This window comes from Microbacterium fluvii (assembly GCF_025515205.1).
Classification (GTDB): Bacteria; Actinomycetota; Actinomycetes; order Actinomycetales; family Microbacteriaceae; genus Microbacterium; species Microbacterium fluvii.
Map to the genome: position 1 here is coordinate 498,175 of NZ_JAOPFX010000003.1, position 14,689 is coordinate 512,863.

Genomic DNA, 14,689 nt, shown 5'->3' on the forward strand with positions numbered 1-14,689 from the left:
GGCGGCGGATGCCGGCGCCCGGGGGTCAGCCGGCGCCCTTGAGCACGAAGGTGATCGTGGTGTCTTTCGTGCGCATCTCGCCGGCGGCGGGATCCTGCGAGTCGACGGTGGTCAGGTCGTCCGGCCACACGTCCCAGAGGAACCCGTTGTAGCTGTAGGTCCAGCCGGCCTCATCGAGCTTGGCCTTGGCCTGATCGCGGGTGAGGCCGACGACGCTCGGGATCTCGAACAGCGGAGGGCCCGCAGACACGACGAGGGTGACGGTCTCGCCGGGGCGCCAGTTGCCCTTCTCGGCGCGGTCGCGCATCGAGATGACGATGCCCTCGGCCACGCTGTCGCTGTACTCGGTGGGCACGTCGCTCGAGACCTTCAGTCCTGCCGCCTCGAGGTCGCTCTTGGCCTGGTCGAAGCTCTTGCCGGCGACGTCGGGGACGGGGCCGTACGACACGACGAGCCGCGCGGTGTCGCCCTCGTGGGCGGTGCAGCCGTTGGTGCAGCCGATGTTGTCCGAGCCGTCGGCGGGCATCACCGAGACGCGCAGCACCGTGCCCTTGGCCTTCGAGGAGTACTCGTCGGTCGTCGCCGTCACCTCGATGTGGTTGTCGGCCAGCAGTGCGGTCGTGGCGTTGTCGGCGGTCATGCCCTTCATGGACTGCACTTCGGTCTCGGCGGGGCCGCTGGAGATCACCACGGTGACCTCGGCATCTTTGTCGAGCCGGGTGCCCTCCTGCGGGTCGGTCGAGATGGCGAGCCCCGCCTCGACGGTGAGGCTCGAAGCCGAGCCCTCGACGGCCGTCAGCGAATGCTCGGCGAGCACGTCTTCGGCCGCGGCGAAGTCGAGCCCGGCCACCGACGGCACGGCCACCAGCGAGCCGGGCCCCGATCCGAACCACCAGCCGGCCGTCGCGGCGCCGCCGGCCAGCAGCAGCGCGAGCAGCACGAGCAATGCGCCGCGTCGCGAGCGGCGCTTCGTCGCGGCGCGCAGGCGGTTGGCGTTGTCGACGTCGTCGACGGCCGCCGTCGGACCCGTGATCGTGGTCGGCAGCACCTTGGTGAGGTCGCCGGAGGCTCCGCTGGTGTCGCGGATGACGCCGGTGTCGGTCGTGCGGGTCACCTGCGGAGCGATGCCGAGCTGCTTCTCGATCTCGCGCAGGCGGTCGAGCATCTCGCGGGCGTCGACGGGACGGTCGTCGGGGGAGCGCTCGGTCGACCACAGCACCAGCTCGTCGAGCTGCTCCGGCACGCCCGGATTGCGCACGCTCGGACGCGGCACCGAGTCGGTGGCGTGCTGGAAGGCGATCTGCATCGGCTGCTCGCCCCGGTAGGGCTGCTCGCCGGCGAGCATCTCGTAGAGCATGATGCCGAGCGAGTAGATGTCGCTGCGGGCGTCGGCCGTGCCGCGGGTGACGAGCTCGGGAGCGAGGTAGGCGATCGTGCCCATCAGCTGCGCGCCGGTGGCGGTGTTGGCCGTCGTCGCGCGGGCCAGGCCGAAGTCGCCGATCTTGATGCGGCCGTCTTCTGCCAGCAGCACGTTCTCGGGCTTGACGTCGCGGTGCACGATTCCGGCGCGGTGCGCTGCCGCGAGACCCGAGAGCACGGCATCCATGATCGTCACCGTCTGCCCGATCGTGAGCCGCTTCTGCTCGCGCAGGAGCTCGCGCAGCGTGATGCCGGGCAGATACTCCATGACGAGGTAGGCCATGTCGCCGTCCTGGCCCTGATCGAACACGTTCACCACGTGCGGATCGGCCAGCCGTGCCGCCGCGCGCGCCTCCTGGATGAACCGGCTCTGGAACACGGTGTCGTCGCTGAGGTGCCCGTGCATGACCTTGAGAGCCACTCGTCGCTCGAGGCGCAGGTCGGTCGCGACATAGACGGTGGCCATGCCGCCGCGGGCGATGCGAGCACGCACGCGGTACCGGCCGTCGACCAGACGGCCGATCAGCGGGTCCGTCTGCTGGCTCGTGCTCACGCGAAGAGTCTACGGATGACGCCGTGAGACTCCGGTGAACGCCTCACCCCAGGGCGGCAAGCCAGGCCTTCGCGTGCTTCTCCCATTTGGCGTACGCGTCGGGGTACGCCGAGATCTGCACGGCCTGCGCCGCCTCGGTGAAGCTGAGATCCTGCCAGTTCGGAATGTCGTAGAGCCCCCGCGTGCGCGACCCGTTCGGGTCGTTCTCGCCGCCGAAGAAGGCCTTCGTCGACCTGATGGCGTCGCGCACCTGCGACACGGTTCCCCATCCGGTGCTCGGGCGCTGCTGGAAAAGGCCCTGCGAGTCGCGGTCGCCGTGGCGGAGGTTGCGCAGCGACGACTCCTGCATCGCGGTGCCGAGGGCGATCGCGATGGCGCGCTCCGAGGCGCCCATCGACCGGCCGACCCTGATGATGAGCTTCGCGTTCGCGGTCTGCTCCTTGTCGAGCGTCACGATGCCGCTCGTCGACGAGGCGCGCGTGGCGGTCGAAGCACCGGGGATCCTGATCTTCTGGCCGGGGTAGATGATCGCCCCGGAGCCGAGCCCGTTGGCCGAGAGGATCGCCGCGACGCTCGTGCCGTGCTTCTTCGCGATCGCCCACAGCGTGTCGCCGGCCTTCACGACGTGCGTCTTCGACGACGAGGTCGCCTTCGAGGTGCTCGCCTTCTTCTTCGACGCGGATGCCGCCGCCTGCTGTCCTGATCCGTCGCCGCCCGAGATCGTCAGCTTCTGCCCGGGGTAGATGATCGCCCCGGCGCCGAGCTTGTTGGCCTTCAGGAGCGCGGCGACCGAGGTGCCGTGCTTCTGCGCGATGGCCCACACCGTGTCGCCGGCTCTGACCGTGTAGCGGCCCGACGTCTTCGCGGTGGTGCTCCTGCTCTTCGCGCTGGTCGTGCTCGCGCTCGCCGAGCCGCTCAGCTTCAGCACCTGCCCGGGGTGGATCAGGGCGGAGGCGCCGAGGTCGTTGAGCCGAACGAGATCTCGGGTGCTCAGGCCGTACCGCTGCGCGATGCCCCAGACGGTGTCGCCGGCTTTCACCGTGTAGGTCTTGTGCTTCTTCTTGGCGGCGACCGGTGCGACGGCCTGTGCAGGGCGCGTCTGCTCGGCGCCGAGCGGGAGGTCGGTCGCCCGCAGGTCGGCGGCGACCGGCTCGACCGCCGCGTGGGCGGGCGTCGCGCCGAACAGCAGCGCGAGAGACCCCACGACCGATGCCGGCAGGCCGATCGAGAACGTGGTGTGGTGACGACGGTGATCTGAACGCACGAGCTTCCCCCTCTTCGCCTCCGCCACCGTGTCATGCATGTCGATTCATGTCAACGGGTGATATAAGAAGTGATTTCTGTTACTGGAGGGGCGCAAGTGATTCTGATCGCGCCGGGTGCGAATGAGATAGTGGCTGGGTGACCGACACTGCATGGCTGTCCCTTCCCGAGCTCGTCGAGGTGCTGGGCGAACCGCTCGGGCGCGTGCGACGCCTGCTCGACGAGAACCAGCTGATCGGCTCGAAGCGCCACGGCGGCTTCAGAGTTCCCGCCGTCTTCATCGTCGACGGCGCGCCGCTGGGGTCGCTGCGCGGCACCGTGATCGTGCTGCACGACGCCGGCTTCAGCGACGACGAGGCCATCGACTGGCTGCTGGCTGTCGACGAGTCGATCGGCATCGAGCCCATCGAGGCGCTGCGCGCCGGTCGCAAGTCGGAGGTGCGGCGGGTCGCCCAGACCCTCGCCTGACGCTCAGGCCACGCGCACGGTCGCGGCGCGCGCGAGATCGCGCAGGTCGCCGACGGCCGCGTTGCCCAGGCGCGCGCCGCTGAGGGCGCGCTCGGCCTCGCGGGCGGAGTCGGCGATGAGCTGCTCGACGCGCTCCAGCGCCCCCGTGTCGACGATGGTGCGCTGCAGCGACGCGATCTGCTCCGCGTCGAGGTCGCGATCGCCCAGCAGCTCGTCGACGATCCGGCGCGCGGTCGGGGCGAGCGCCTCGCGGGCGTAGGCGACGAGCACCGTGCGCTTGCCCTCTCGGAGGTCGTCGCCCGAGGGCTTGCCGGTGCGCGCCTGATCGCCGAACACGCCCAGCACGTCGTCGCGCAGCTGGAACGCGATGCCCAGCGGGTGGCCGAAGGCTGCCAGCGCCGCCTGCTGCGCGTCGTCGGCGCCGGCCAGCGCCGCCCCGATCGCGAGCGGCTGCTGGATGCTGTACCTCGCCGACTTCAGAGACGCCACCCGCAGCGCGCGCGCCGCGTGCTCGTCGTCGGGAGCGGTGCGGAAGGCCGACTCCTCGGCGACGTCGAGAAACTGGCCGATCGTCACTTCGCGTCGCATCGTCGCGTACCGCGCGCGGGCCGATGCGCCACGGTCGGCGGATGCGGTGGCCGCCGCCTCTTCGAGAAGGTCGTCGCTCCACGCCACCAGCAGATCGCCGAGCAGGATCGCCGCCGAGCGGCCGAAGGCTGCCGCATCCCCGCTCCAGCCGAGATCCCGATGGGTCTGCTCGAGTGCGCGGTGCGCGGAGGGGCGGCCGCGGCGGGTGTCGGAGTTGTCGACGAGATCGTCGTGCACGAGGGCCGCGGCCTGGAAGATCTCGAGGGCCGCGGCGGCCGTCACGACCTCTGCGGGCGGGTCGCCGGCCGGCCGATCGGCCGAGGCGACGGCGCGCCATCCGGCGACGCAGAATCGGCCCCGGAGGCCCTTTCCGCCCGTCAGCGATCGGGCCGCGGCGTCGGTGAGCAGGCGGGCGTCTGGGCCGAGATCGGCCGTCGAGGTGCGCTGTCCCGAAAGGAAGGTATCCAGTCGCTGGGAAACCGCCGCGATCGGGTCGTTCGAGGGGGACACGGGCCTAGCCTAGTGATCACGCGGACGCGTAGACTCGAGAGCGTCCGACTCAGCCCGAAGGGGGATGCATGCCACTGTCAGAACAGGAGCAGCGTCTGCTCGACGAGATGGAACGCCATCTCATGCACAACGACGCCGACGTCGTCAGCGCCGCGCGGGACGGTCGGACGCTCAGCTACCGCAACATCGTGTACGGCACGATCCTCGTGCTGGTGGGCCTCGGCGGCCTGGTCATCGGGGTGTCGACCCAGCTCATCGTGGTGGGCGTCATCGGGTTCCTCGCGATGCTCGGCGGCGTCATCCTCGCCGTCACGCCGACCAGAGGGCCCGCGGCAGCGGCTCCGACCGACGCGAAGCCGAAGGCCGCTCCACGTTCCTCCACCTCGTTCATGGATCGCATGAACGACCGCTGGGATCGCCGCCAGGAAGGCCACTGATCGCCGCGATCCGCTGAATCCAGCCGACGAAGCACCGACCCGAGGGTCGGTGCTTTTTTCGTGCCTGCGCGCCGTTGTGGGGCTCGGGGGAGGATTTCGCGATCCGGGGGATACAAAGTGGAGGAAAGTGGAGTAACGTGGTGCGAACTTGGCGGGGCGGGACGAAAGGGGGTGCCCCATGCTCCTCGGCACCCACACGCCCAAGCTCGACGACAAGGGTCGCGTCATCCTCCCCGCGAAGTTCCGTGACGACCTGGGGGCGGGCGTGGTCATCACGCGGGGGCAGGAACGCTGCCTCTACGTGTTCGCGCAGGACGAGTTCGAGCGCATCCACGAGCGCATCCGCGAGACCCCGCTGACCAACAAGCAGGCCCGCGACTTCCTGCGCATGTTCCTCTCGGGGGCCAGCGCCGAGAAGCCCGACAGCCAGAACCGCATCACGGTGCCTCCTCCGCTGCGCGCCTACGCGGGACTGGAGAAGGAGCTCGTCGTGACGGGCGTGGGAGCCCACGCCGAGATCTGGAACGCCGACGCGTGGAACGCCTACGCCGCCGGCAACGAAGAGACCTACGCAGAACTCGAGCAGGAGGTGATCCCGGGCCTTTTCTGAGCCCTTGGTCCTGACTCCCAGCCGCTGCCCTGACGCACTTCCCCGGCGCCAGGTCGAGCGGATGGGGATCAGGACCCAGGGAACCCGCCCCGCATCATGAACCTCCACGACATCCACACCCCGGTCATGCTCGAGCGCTGCGTCGAGCTGCTCGGCCCCGCGCTCGACCGGGAGGGGGCCGTGCTCGTCGACGGCACTCTCGGCATGGGAGGCCACACCGAGGCGCTCCTCGAGCGCTTTCCCGGCCTGCACGTCATCGGGCTGGACCGCGACCGCGACGCCCTGCGCATCGCGGCCGACCGTCTCGCGCCGTTCGCGGGCCGCGTCACCTTCGTGCACACCGTCTACGACGGCATCGCCGACGCCGTGGCCTCGACGGGGCGGGACCGGGTCGACGGCATCCTCTTCGACCTCGGCGTCTCGTCGCTGCAGCTCGACGAGGCCGACCGCGGCTTCGCCTACGCGCAGGATGCGCCACTGGACATGCGCATGGACCAGTCGGCCGGGACGACGGCCGGCGACATCCTCGCGACCTACGGCGAGGGCGACCTGCGGCGCATCTTCGAGCGCTACGGCGAAGAGAAGCTCGCCGGCCGCTATGCGCGGGCGATCGTCGCCGCGCGCGCCGAGGCGCCGATCGACCGGTCGGGCCGACTCGTCGACATTCTGCAGGCGGCCACCCCCGCGGCGCTGAAGTCGGCCGGTCATCCCGCCAAGCGGGTCTTCCAGGCACTGCGCATCGAGGTCAACGGAGAGCTCGGCGCCCTCGAACGCGCCCTTCCCGCCGCGCTGCGGCTGCTGCCGGTGGGCGGGCGCATCGTCATCGAGTCGTACCAGTCGCTCGAAGACCGCCTCGTCAAGCGTGTGCTGGCGGATGCCTCCGCTTCCACGGCGCCGGCCGGCCTCCCGGTCGAGCTGCCAGAGCACGCCCCCCGCTTCCGCCTGCTCGTCAAGGGCGCGGAGGTCGCCTCCGAGGCGGAGCGGGCGCGCAACCCCCGTGCCATTCCCGTGCGCCTGCGCGCGGCCGAGCGGCTGCGAGACGACGTATGAGCGTCGCAGAGCGGCAGTTCGCCGCATCCGCCGTCCCGCTGTGGCAGGAGCGCCCCTCGCGGCGCCTCGAGGTCGTCGACGCTCCGGCCAGAGCCCGCCGCCCTCGGCTGCTCTACGGCATCGTCGCGGTCGCCGGCGCGGTCGCCATCGGCGCCGCCCAGATGTCGCTGTCGATACTGACGACCCAGGGCAGCTACGAGCTGGCCTCGCTCACTCAGCAGCAGCGCGAGCTCAACTGGGACAAGCAGATCCTCGCCGACGACATCGCGGGGCTGAGCTCGCCGCAGTACCTCGCCGCGAACGCCTCGGCCCTGGGCATGGTCATCAACGAGTCGCCGTCGTACCTGCGGCTGAGCGACGGCAAGCTGCTGGGCAGCGGCGACGTCGCGCTCGGAGCCACCTCGATCGACGCCATCGGCCGGGGAGCCGTCGCCAACGCCCTCATCATCGACACCCCGCTGGTCACCGACCCGGAGGCCACCATCGACGGGCAGCCCGTCATCACCGACGACACCGTGCTGAACGCCCCCGTCCCGCTCACCGACGGACTGCCCACCCCGAGCACCCACTGACGCCATGTCGACCAGAAGCACGAGAAGCCAGCGGCGCCGCACGGTCGTCGCCCTCGCCGTCGTGCTGGCCGTGCTGGCGGGATTCATCCTGCGGCTCGTCGACATCCAGGTGGTCAACGCGCAGGAGCACATCCAGGACTCGCTCGACAACGCCCTCGCGGGCGGCCAGACGCTCTACGGCACGCGCGGCTCGATCGTCGATGCCGACGGGCGCACGCTCGCCGGCAGCGTCGTGGAGTACGACTGCCAGCTCGACCCGCTGCTGATCACCCAGATCGACGCCGACATCGTCGATGGAAAGTCCACGGCGGAGCCGTGGTCGACGGTGTCGGTGAAGATCGCCGGAGTCACCGGGCAGAAGGCCGCCGACGTGCAGCAGATCGTCGCCGACGCACTGGCCGCAGACCCCGACTCGCGGTTCGCCTACCTGGACAAAGGCGTCGGCACCGCGGTGTATCGCGGGCTCGCCGACCTCGACGCGCCCTACGTGACGTGCTTTTCGCACCCCGCCCGCAGCTACCCCGACGGCGCCGTCGCCGGCAACCTGGTCGGCTTCGTCAGCTCCGACGGCGAGGCGCTGGCCGGCATGGAATCGATGCAGAACGACTGCCTCACCGCCACCAACGGCAAGGCGTCGTATCAGGTCGGCAAGGACGGCGTGATCATCCCCGGCACCGAAGTGCGGCAGGAGGCGGTCGACGGCGGCACGCTGCAGCTGACGATCGACAGCGACCTGCAGTGGTACATGCAGCAGCTGATCGCCGAGCAGTCGCAGAACATGAAGGCCAAGAGCGGGTCGATCATGGTCGTCGAGGTCGCCACCGGAAAGATCAAGGCGGCGGCCGAGTGGCCCACCGTCGACCCCAACGACCCGGGCGACTCCGATGTGGGCGACAGGGCCAGCCGCATCTTCACCAACTGGTTCGAGCCTGGGTCGACCTTCAAGGCGCTGACCGCGGCGACCCTCATCGACGCGGCGGGGCAGACGCCGCTGTCGACGGTCACGGCCTCCAGCAGCGAGAAGTTCGCCGGGGGAGACGCCAGGGTGCGCGACTCGTACTCGCACCCCGCCTACAACTACACGCTCGCCGGTGTGCTCATCGACTCGTCCAACGTCGGCATCTCGAAGTTCAGCGAGCGGGTCAGCAAGCAGATCCGCTACGACTACCTGAAGAAGTTCGGCATCGGCGACGGCAGCGCCGTGGGCTTCCTCGGGGAGCAGTCCGGCCTGGTCTACCCCGCCGACGAGTGGGGCGCCCAGACCACCTACAACACGGCGTACGGCCAGGGTCTGACCACGACCCTCCCCGAGCTCGTGGGCGCCTACAGCGCGATCGCGAACGACGGCGTCCGGCAGCCGCTGCGGCTGGTCGAATCGTGCACGGCCGCCGACGGCACCGTCACCGAGCCCGACCTCCCCGACGCCGTGCAGGTGGTCAGCGCCGACACCGCCGAGCAGGTGCGCGACATCCTCTCCAGCGTGGCCCTCGAGAGCAGCAACGCATCGAAGATCAAGATCGACGGCTACAACATCGGCGTCAAGACAGGAACCGGCGAGAAGATCAACGAGGCCGGCACCGGCTACAAGGCGGGCGCCTACTTCACCACGATGATCGGCATGGCCCCCATCGAAGACCCTGAGTACATCGTCGCGGTCACCCTCGATGAGCCGACCAGGATAAAGTCGAGTGCGGCCAACGCGTCGGCCTGGCAGAAGGCCATGACCCAGGTGCTGAAGACCTACCGGGTGATGCCCTCGACCACCGACCCTGTGAAGCTCCCCGAATTCGCCCAATGACGACCGGCCCCCGCGGCCGCGGAACGAGCAGCACGTCAGGCACCTCGACGCGGCCGGAGGCACTCACATGATCACACTCACCATCGCCCAGATCGCCCATGCCATCGCCGGGGAGCCCGTGCTCTCGGCGGCGGACTCGCTCGATACCCCCGTCAGCGGAGCCGTCGACACCGACTCGCGCCTCATCGGCCGCGGAGACGTCTTCGTCGCCAAGCCCGGCGAGCACACCGACGGGCACCTGTTCGTGCCCGCCGTCGCCGAGGCGGGCGCGGCATTGGCCATCGTCGAGCGGATCGTCGACGCCCCGATCTCGCAGATCGTCGTGCCCGACGTCGTCGCCGCCCTCGCCGCCCTCGCGCGCGAGGTCGTGGCGCGCGTGCGCGCCCGCGGCGATCTGCGCATCGTGGGCATCACCGGGTCCAACGGCAAGACGACCACCAAGAACATGCTCGCCCGCATCCTCGAGGGCGAGGCCGAGACGGTCGCGCCCCGGGCCTCGTTCAACAACGAGGTGGGCGCGCCCCTCACGATGCTGCGGGTCACCGAGCAGACCCGCTACCTCGTGTGCGAGTTCGGTGCGAGCGCCCCCGGCGAGATCGCGCGGCTCGCGGGACTGGTCGAACCCGACATCGGCATCGTGCTCATGGTGGGTCTCGCCCACGCGGGCGGCTTCGGCGGCATCGAGGCGACCTTCCATGCCAAGTCCGAGCTCGTCAGAGCGGTGCGGCCGGGTGGCCTCGCCGTGCTCAACGCCGACGACCCGCGGGTCTCGCAGATGGCGCCGATCGCCACCGAGCGCGACGTGCGCGTGCGCTGGTTCGGACGAGGAGACACCGCCGAGGTGCGCGCGGGCGAGATCGAGGTGTCGGCCACCGGCACGGCCACGACGGTCACGGTCGACGGCGTCGACCATCCGCTGCGGCTGAGCGTGCTGGGCGCTCACCACGTCGCCAACGCCCTCGCGGCGATCGCGGCAGCGACGGCTCTGGGCGTCGCGGCGGATGCCGCGATCGGGCGCGTCGAGAGCCTCGAGCTGGCCGAGCGGTGGCGCATGCAGCCACTGGGGTCCGACAGCATCCGCATCATCAACGACGCGTACAACGCGAGCCCCGATTCGATGGCCGCCGCCCTGCGCACACTCGCGCAGATCACCGGCCCCGACGAGCGCACCGTCGCGGTGCTCGGCGCCATGAGCGAACTCGGCGAGTACGCCGAGGAGGAGCACGACCGCGTGGGCCTTCTCGCCGTGCGGCTCGGCATCAAGCGCATCGTCGTGATCGGCGTCGACGCGCGTCGCATGTACCTCGAGGCCATCGCGCAGGGGTCGTGGGACGGAGAGGCGGTGTTCTTCGCGACGGCCGACGAGGCCTTCGACTACCTCCAGGGGGAGCTCAGAGCAGGAGACCGTGTGCTGGTGAAATCGTCGAACGCGGCCGGGCTCCGGTTTCTCGGCGATCGTCTGGGAGAATCGGTCTCGTGAGGTCACTCCTGACGGCCGCGGCGATCTCGCTGGCGTTCACCCTGCTGCTGACGCCGGTGTTCCTGCGCCTGTTCCGAAAGTGGGGATGGGGGCAGATCATCCGCACCGAGGCCGACGGCAACGTGCCGGCGCACGAGGCCAAGCGGGGCACCCCCACGATGGGCGGCGTCATCTTCATCGTCGGCACGGTCATCGGCTACTTCGTCGGGACCTACGCCGGAGGCTTCCCTCCCACGGTGTCGGGGCTCCTCGTGCTGTGGATGATGGTCGGCTTCGGCATCGTCGGCTTCATCGACGACTACATGAAGGTCAGGCGGCAGCGCAGCCTCGGGCTGACCGGCTGGCGCAAGATCTTCGGCCAGGTGCTGGTGACGGTGCCCTGGGCGATCGTCGCGCTCCAGTTCCCGAACACGTGGGATCAGACTCCCGCCTCGGCGCACATCTCGGTCTTCCGCGACATCGACGCCCTCTCGTTCATGGCGCTCGGCGCCTTCGGCATCCTCGCCTACCTGCTGTGGATCACCTTCATCGGAGTGGCGTGGTCCAACAGCACCAACGTCACCGACGGCCTCGACGGTCTGGCCACCGGCATCGGCATCTTCACGATCAGCGCGCTGAGCCTGGTCACCTTCTGGCAGTACCAGCAGCGCTGCTCCGCGGCTGAGCTCGTCGCTGCCTACCAGTCCGCGTGCTACCAGACCCGCGATCCGCTCGACCTCACGATCGTCGCGGCCGCGTTCGTGGGCTCGCTGGTCGGGTTCCTGTGGTGGAACGCGCCGCGCGCGCAGGTGTTCATGGGCGATGTCGGATCGCTGGCGATCGGCGGCGTCATCGCCGCGATGTCGATCCTCTCCCGCACCGAGATCGTCTCGATCCTCATCGCCGGCGCCTTCATCATCGGCCCGGGATCGGTCATCCTGCAGCGGCTCTACTTCAAGGCCACCCGCGGCAGGCGGCTGTTCCTGAACAGTCCGTTCCATCACCACCTCGAGATGCGGGGCTGGCCGGAGGCGACGATCGTGGTGCGCATGTGGATCATCGCCGCGATCCTCGCCGTCAGCGGCGTCGGACTTTTCTACGTGGAATGGCTCTCGCAGACATGACCGCGCGCCTGGACTCGCTGACCAGCTGGCATGCCGACTGGTCGGGCCTGCGGGTGGCGGTGCTCGGACTGTCGATGACCGGGTTCTCGGCTGCCGACACGCTCACCGAACTCGGCGCCGACGTGCTCGTGGTCACCGAGCAGGCCGCGGAGGAGTACGCGCGGCTGCTGCCGGTGATCGGCGCGCGCCTGCACGAGGGGGATCTCTCCGTCGTGCCGGCCGAGCTCGCCGAGTTCGCCCCCGAGGTGATCGTGGCCTCACCGGGGTTCTCGCCGCAGCATCCGCTCATCGTCTGGGCGCAGCAGCGGGGGATCGCGCTGTGGGGCGACATCGAGCTGGCGTGGCGCGTGCGCGACAAGGTGCTGCGCGACGACGGCACTCCGGCCGACTGGGTGCTCATCACTGGCACCAACGGCAAGACCACGACCACCAGGCTCACGGCGACGATGCTCGTCGCCGGCGGGCTGCGGGCGGCCCCGGTGGGCAACATCGGCACCCCCGTGCTCGACGCGGTGCGCGACCCCGCGGGCTTCGACGTGCTCGTGGTCGAGCTGTCGAGCCACCAGCTCTGGTATCTGGGCCTGCAGAACGGGCCCGAACCGCTGTCACCGCACGCCGCGGTGTGCCTCAATCTCGCCGACGACCACCTCGAGTGGCACGGCTCGGCCGAGGCGTATCGCGACGCCAAGGCGCACGTCTACGACAGCACGCGCGTCGCCTGCGTCTACAACAAGGCGGACGCGGCCACCCGAGAGATGGTCGAAGAGGCCGAGGTCGTCGAGGGCGCGCGGGCGATCGGCTTCGACCTGGGAGTCCCCGGCCCCAGCGACCTCGGCGTCGTCGAGGGCATCGTCGTCGACCGTGCCTTCCTCGAAGACCGCCGCACGAGCGCGCTCGAACTCGCCACGGTCGACGAGCTCGCCGCGCGGGGGCTCGGCGCCCCGCACATCGTGGCCAACATCCTCGCGGCGGCGGCCCTCGCGCGCTCCCTCGATGTCGCACCGCGGGCGATCCGCGACGCCCTCGAGACCTTCCGGCTCGATCCGCACCGCATCGAGGTGGTCGCCGTCGCCGGCGGCGTCACGTGGGTCGACGACTCGAAGGCGACCAACCCGCACGCCGCGGCCTCGTCGCTGGCCGCCTACCCCGGCGCGGTATGGGTCGTCGGAGGGCTCCTGAAAGGCGTCGACATCTCCGAGCTCGTCGCAGGGCGAGGGGGCTCCGCCAAGGCGGCGATCGTCATCGGCGCCGACCGCACCGAGGTCGTCGCGGCGTTCGCACGACACGCGCCCGAGGTGCCGCTGTTCGAGGTGGACGCCCCTGAGACTGAAGGGGTCATGGCACGGGTCGTCGAACTGGCGTCCGGGATCGCCGTGGACGGAGACGTGGTCCTCCTCGCCCCCGCCGCAGCATCCTTCGACCAGTTCGCCTCCTATGCCGACCGAGGTCGGCGTTTCGCCGAGGCCGTGAGAGATCAGACCGGAAGGGGCAGCGATGACGACCGACCCGCCGCCCCTTCGTCCGACGCCGGCTGACCCTCCCGCCGCGAAGGGGGGTCTGGCCGCCCGCGTGTCGCTCGGGACGGTGTTCGCCCCGGTGCCGAGCGAGTTCCTGCTGATCGCCTCGACGGCGCTGCTGCTGACCGGCTTCGGCCTCGTGATGGTGCTCTCCGCCACCTCCGCGACGGCCACGGCCGCCGGCGAGGCGCCGTGGGAAGACGTCGTCAAGCAGGGCATGTTCGCCATGATCGGCATCCCGCTGATGTTCGTGGCGAGCCGCCTGCCGGTGCGCTTCTACAAGAGGATCGCGTGGCCCGCCCTCATCGGGGCGACCCTCCTGCAGCTGCTCGTGTTCACCCCTCTCGGGGTCAGCAACGACGGCAACAGGAACTGGATCGTCGTCGCGGGCCTGCAGGCCCAGCCCTCGGAGTTCCTCAAGCTCGCCCTGTGCCTGTGGATCGGGTACGTGCTCTACCGCAAGCAGACCCTGCTGGGCCTGTGGCGGCACGTCTTCATTCCGCTCGTTCCGGTGTCGCTGCTGGTGATCGGCACGGTGCTGGCAGGCCATGACCTCGGCACCGTCATCGTGCTGGTGCTCATCGTGCTGGGCGCGCTGTTCTTCTCCGGCGTCAAGCTGCGCATCTTCCTGCTGCCGATGATCCTCGCCGCCGGCGGCCTCGCCTTCTTCGCCGTGACCAGCCCCAACCGCATGGCGCGCATCATGAGCTTCCTCAATCCGAACTGCCTCGCCGACTACCTCAACTCCTGCTATCAGCCGCTGCACGGCACGTGGGCGCTGGCAGGCGGCGGCATCTTCGGCCTGGGGCTGGGCAACTCGAAGGAGAAGTACGACTGGCTGCCTGCGGCATCCAACGACTACATCTTCGCGATCGTCGGCGAGGAACTCGGTCTGATCGGGTGCATCGTCGTGCTCGCCCTGTTCACGCTGTTCACCGTCGGCGCGTTCCACATCATCCGCAAGACGCCGGACCCGTTCGTGCGCATCGTCTCGGGCGGCATCACGGTGTGGATCGTCGGCCAGGCCCTCATCAACATCGGCGTCGTGCTGCGGGTGCTCCCCGTGCTCGGCGTGCCGCTGCCGTTCATGTCGCAGGGCGGAACATCGCTGCTGTCGGTGCTGGTCGCCTGCGGGGTGCTGCTGGCGTTCGCCCGCACGCTCCCCGTGCGCACGGCCGCGCCGGCACCCGCGCGCCCCGTGCGTCGCCGCACCTCGCCGGCCGCCTCGCCGGCTCAGGTGACCTCGCCGCAAGCCCGGGACCAGAAGGTCAGGCAGCCCGCCGAGATCAGGTGATTCGGCCGGCACAGGTCGATCCCAGCG

General features: G+C 70.1%; 13 protein-coding genes. 10 read left to right on the forward strand and 3 right to left on the reverse strand.

Annotated elements, in window-relative coordinates; translation table 11 throughout:
• Positions 1-25 precede the first annotated feature (25 nt).
• Both pknB and OAW74_RS13600 read right to left on the reverse strand, forming a co-directional pair.
• Positions 26-1,972: a Stk1 family PASTA domain-containing Ser/Thr kinase gene (gene pknB / locus OAW74_RS13595; protein WP_262874901.1), complete on the reverse strand. Its 1,947-nt coding sequence runs from the start codon at positions 1,970-1,972 to the stop codon at positions 26-28.
• 43 nt (positions 1,973-2,015) lie between these two features.
• On the reverse strand, positions 2,016-3,236 hold the full coding sequence (locus OAW74_RS13600; protein WP_262874902.1) for a LysM peptidoglycan-binding domain-containing protein: 1,221 nt from the start codon (positions 3,234-3,236) through the stop codon (positions 2,016-2,018).
• Positions 3,237-3,373: 137 nt separating this feature from the next.
• Here OAW74_RS13600 and OAW74_RS13605 point away from each other — a divergent pair, with 137 nt between their 5' ends.
• The gene (locus tag OAW74_RS13605) at positions 3,374-3,703 is read left to right on the forward strand and encodes an Rv2175c family DNA-binding protein (RefSeq protein ID WP_262874903.1); all 330 of its coding nucleotides are present in this window, start codon (positions 3,374-3,376) and stop codon (positions 3,701-3,703) included.
• A 3-nt stretch (positions 3,704-3,706) separates the two neighbouring features.
• Here OAW74_RS13605 and OAW74_RS13610 read toward each other — a convergent pair whose 3' ends face one another.
• Positions 3,707-4,801, reverse strand: a complete 1,095-nt coding sequence (locus OAW74_RS13610) for a polyprenyl synthetase family protein (RefSeq protein ID WP_262874904.1) — start codon at positions 4,799-4,801, stop codon at positions 3,707-3,709.
• Between the two features lie 68 nt (positions 4,802-4,869).
• Between OAW74_RS13610 and OAW74_RS13615 the strand changes: the two genes are divergently transcribed.
• From OAW74_RS13615 to ftsW, 9 genes are all read left to right on the forward strand, one after another.
• The gene (locus tag OAW74_RS13615; protein ID WP_262874905.1) at positions 4,870-5,238 is read left to right on the forward strand and encodes a DUF3040 domain-containing protein; all 369 of its coding nucleotides are present in this window, start codon (positions 4,870-4,872) and stop codon (positions 5,236-5,238) included.
• A gap of 178 nt (positions 5,239-5,416) precedes the next feature.
• Complete coding sequence (gene mraZ / locus OAW74_RS13620) at positions 5,417-5,848, forward strand: division/cell wall cluster transcriptional repressor MraZ (protein WP_262874906.1); 432 nt, start codon at positions 5,417-5,419, stop codon at positions 5,846-5,848.
• Between the two features lie 96 nt (positions 5,849-5,944).
• A complete protein-coding gene (rsmH, locus tag OAW74_RS13625; RefSeq protein WP_262874907.1) occupies positions 5,945-6,898 on the forward strand; it encodes a 16S rRNA (cytosine(1402)-N(4))-methyltransferase RsmH in 954 nt (317 codons plus the stop codon).
• Positions 6,895-7,470, forward strand: coding sequence for a hypothetical protein (locus OAW74_RS13630; RefSeq protein WP_262874908.1), 576 nt, complete (start codon positions 6,895-6,897; stop codon positions 7,468-7,470). The genes rsmH and OAW74_RS13630 overlap by 4 nt, the downstream gene beginning before the upstream one ends.
• Before the next feature lie 4 nt (positions 7,471-7,474).
• A complete protein-coding gene (locus OAW74_RS13635) occupies positions 7,475-9,268 on the forward strand; it encodes a peptidoglycan D,D-transpeptidase FtsI family protein (RefSeq protein ID WP_262874909.1) in 1,794 nt (597 codons plus the stop codon).
• Positions 9,269-9,335: 67 nt separating this feature from the next.
• Complete coding sequence (locus OAW74_RS13640) at positions 9,336-10,748, forward strand: UDP-N-acetylmuramoyl-tripeptide--D-alanyl-D-alanine ligase (protein WP_262874910.1); 1,413 nt, start codon at positions 9,336-9,338, stop codon at positions 10,746-10,748.
• A complete protein-coding gene (mraY, locus tag OAW74_RS13645) occupies positions 10,745-11,851 on the forward strand; it encodes a phospho-N-acetylmuramoyl-pentapeptide-transferase (protein ID WP_262874911.1) in 1,107 nt (368 codons plus the stop codon). Before OAW74_RS13640 ends, mraY begins: the two co-directional genes overlap by 4 nt.
• A complete protein-coding gene (gene murD / locus OAW74_RS13650; protein ID WP_262874973.1) occupies positions 11,848-13,386 on the forward strand; it encodes a UDP-N-acetylmuramoyl-L-alanine--D-glutamate ligase in 1,539 nt (512 codons plus the stop codon). The genes mraY and murD overlap by 4 nt, the downstream gene beginning before the upstream one ends.
• A complete protein-coding gene (ftsW, locus tag OAW74_RS13655) occupies positions 13,346-14,662 on the forward strand; it encodes a putative lipid II flippase FtsW (protein ID WP_262874912.1) in 1,317 nt (438 codons plus the stop codon). Before murD ends, ftsW begins: the two co-directional genes overlap by 41 nt.
• Positions 14,663-14,689: the final 27 nt, after the last annotated feature.

What these genes read in the sequence shown, in the direction of transcription:
- murD (WP_262874973.1), top strand. Translation starts at nt 11,848, where the DNA reads ATGACCGCGCGCCTGGACTCGCTGACCAGCTGGCATGCCGACTGGTCG.
- OAW74_RS13635 (WP_262874909.1), top strand. Translation starts at nt 7,475, where the DNA reads ATGTCGACCAGAAGCACGAGAAGCCAGCGGCGCCGCACGGTCGTCGCC.
- OAW74_RS13640 (WP_262874910.1), top strand. Translation starts at nt 9,336, where the DNA reads ATGATCACACTCACCATCGCCCAGATCGCCCATGCCATCGCCGGGGAG.
- mraZ (WP_262874906.1), top strand. Translation starts at nt 5,417, where the DNA reads ATGCTCCTCGGCACCCACACGCCCAAGCTCGACGACAAGGGTCGCGTC.
- ftsW (WP_262874912.1), top strand. Translation starts at nt 13,346, where the DNA reads ATGACGACCGACCCGCCGCCCCTTCGTCCGACGCCGGCTGACCCTCCC.
- OAW74_RS13630 (WP_262874908.1), top strand. Translation starts at nt 6,895, where the DNA reads ATGAGCGTCGCAGAGCGGCAGTTCGCCGCATCCGCCGTCCCGCTGTGG.
- rsmH (WP_262874907.1), top strand. Translation starts at nt 5,945, where the DNA reads ATGAACCTCCACGACATCCACACCCCGGTCATGCTCGAGCGCTGCGTC.
- OAW74_RS13615 (WP_262874905.1), top strand. Translation starts at nt 4,870, where the DNA reads ATGCCACTGTCAGAACAGGAGCAGCGTCTGCTCGACGAGATGGAACGC.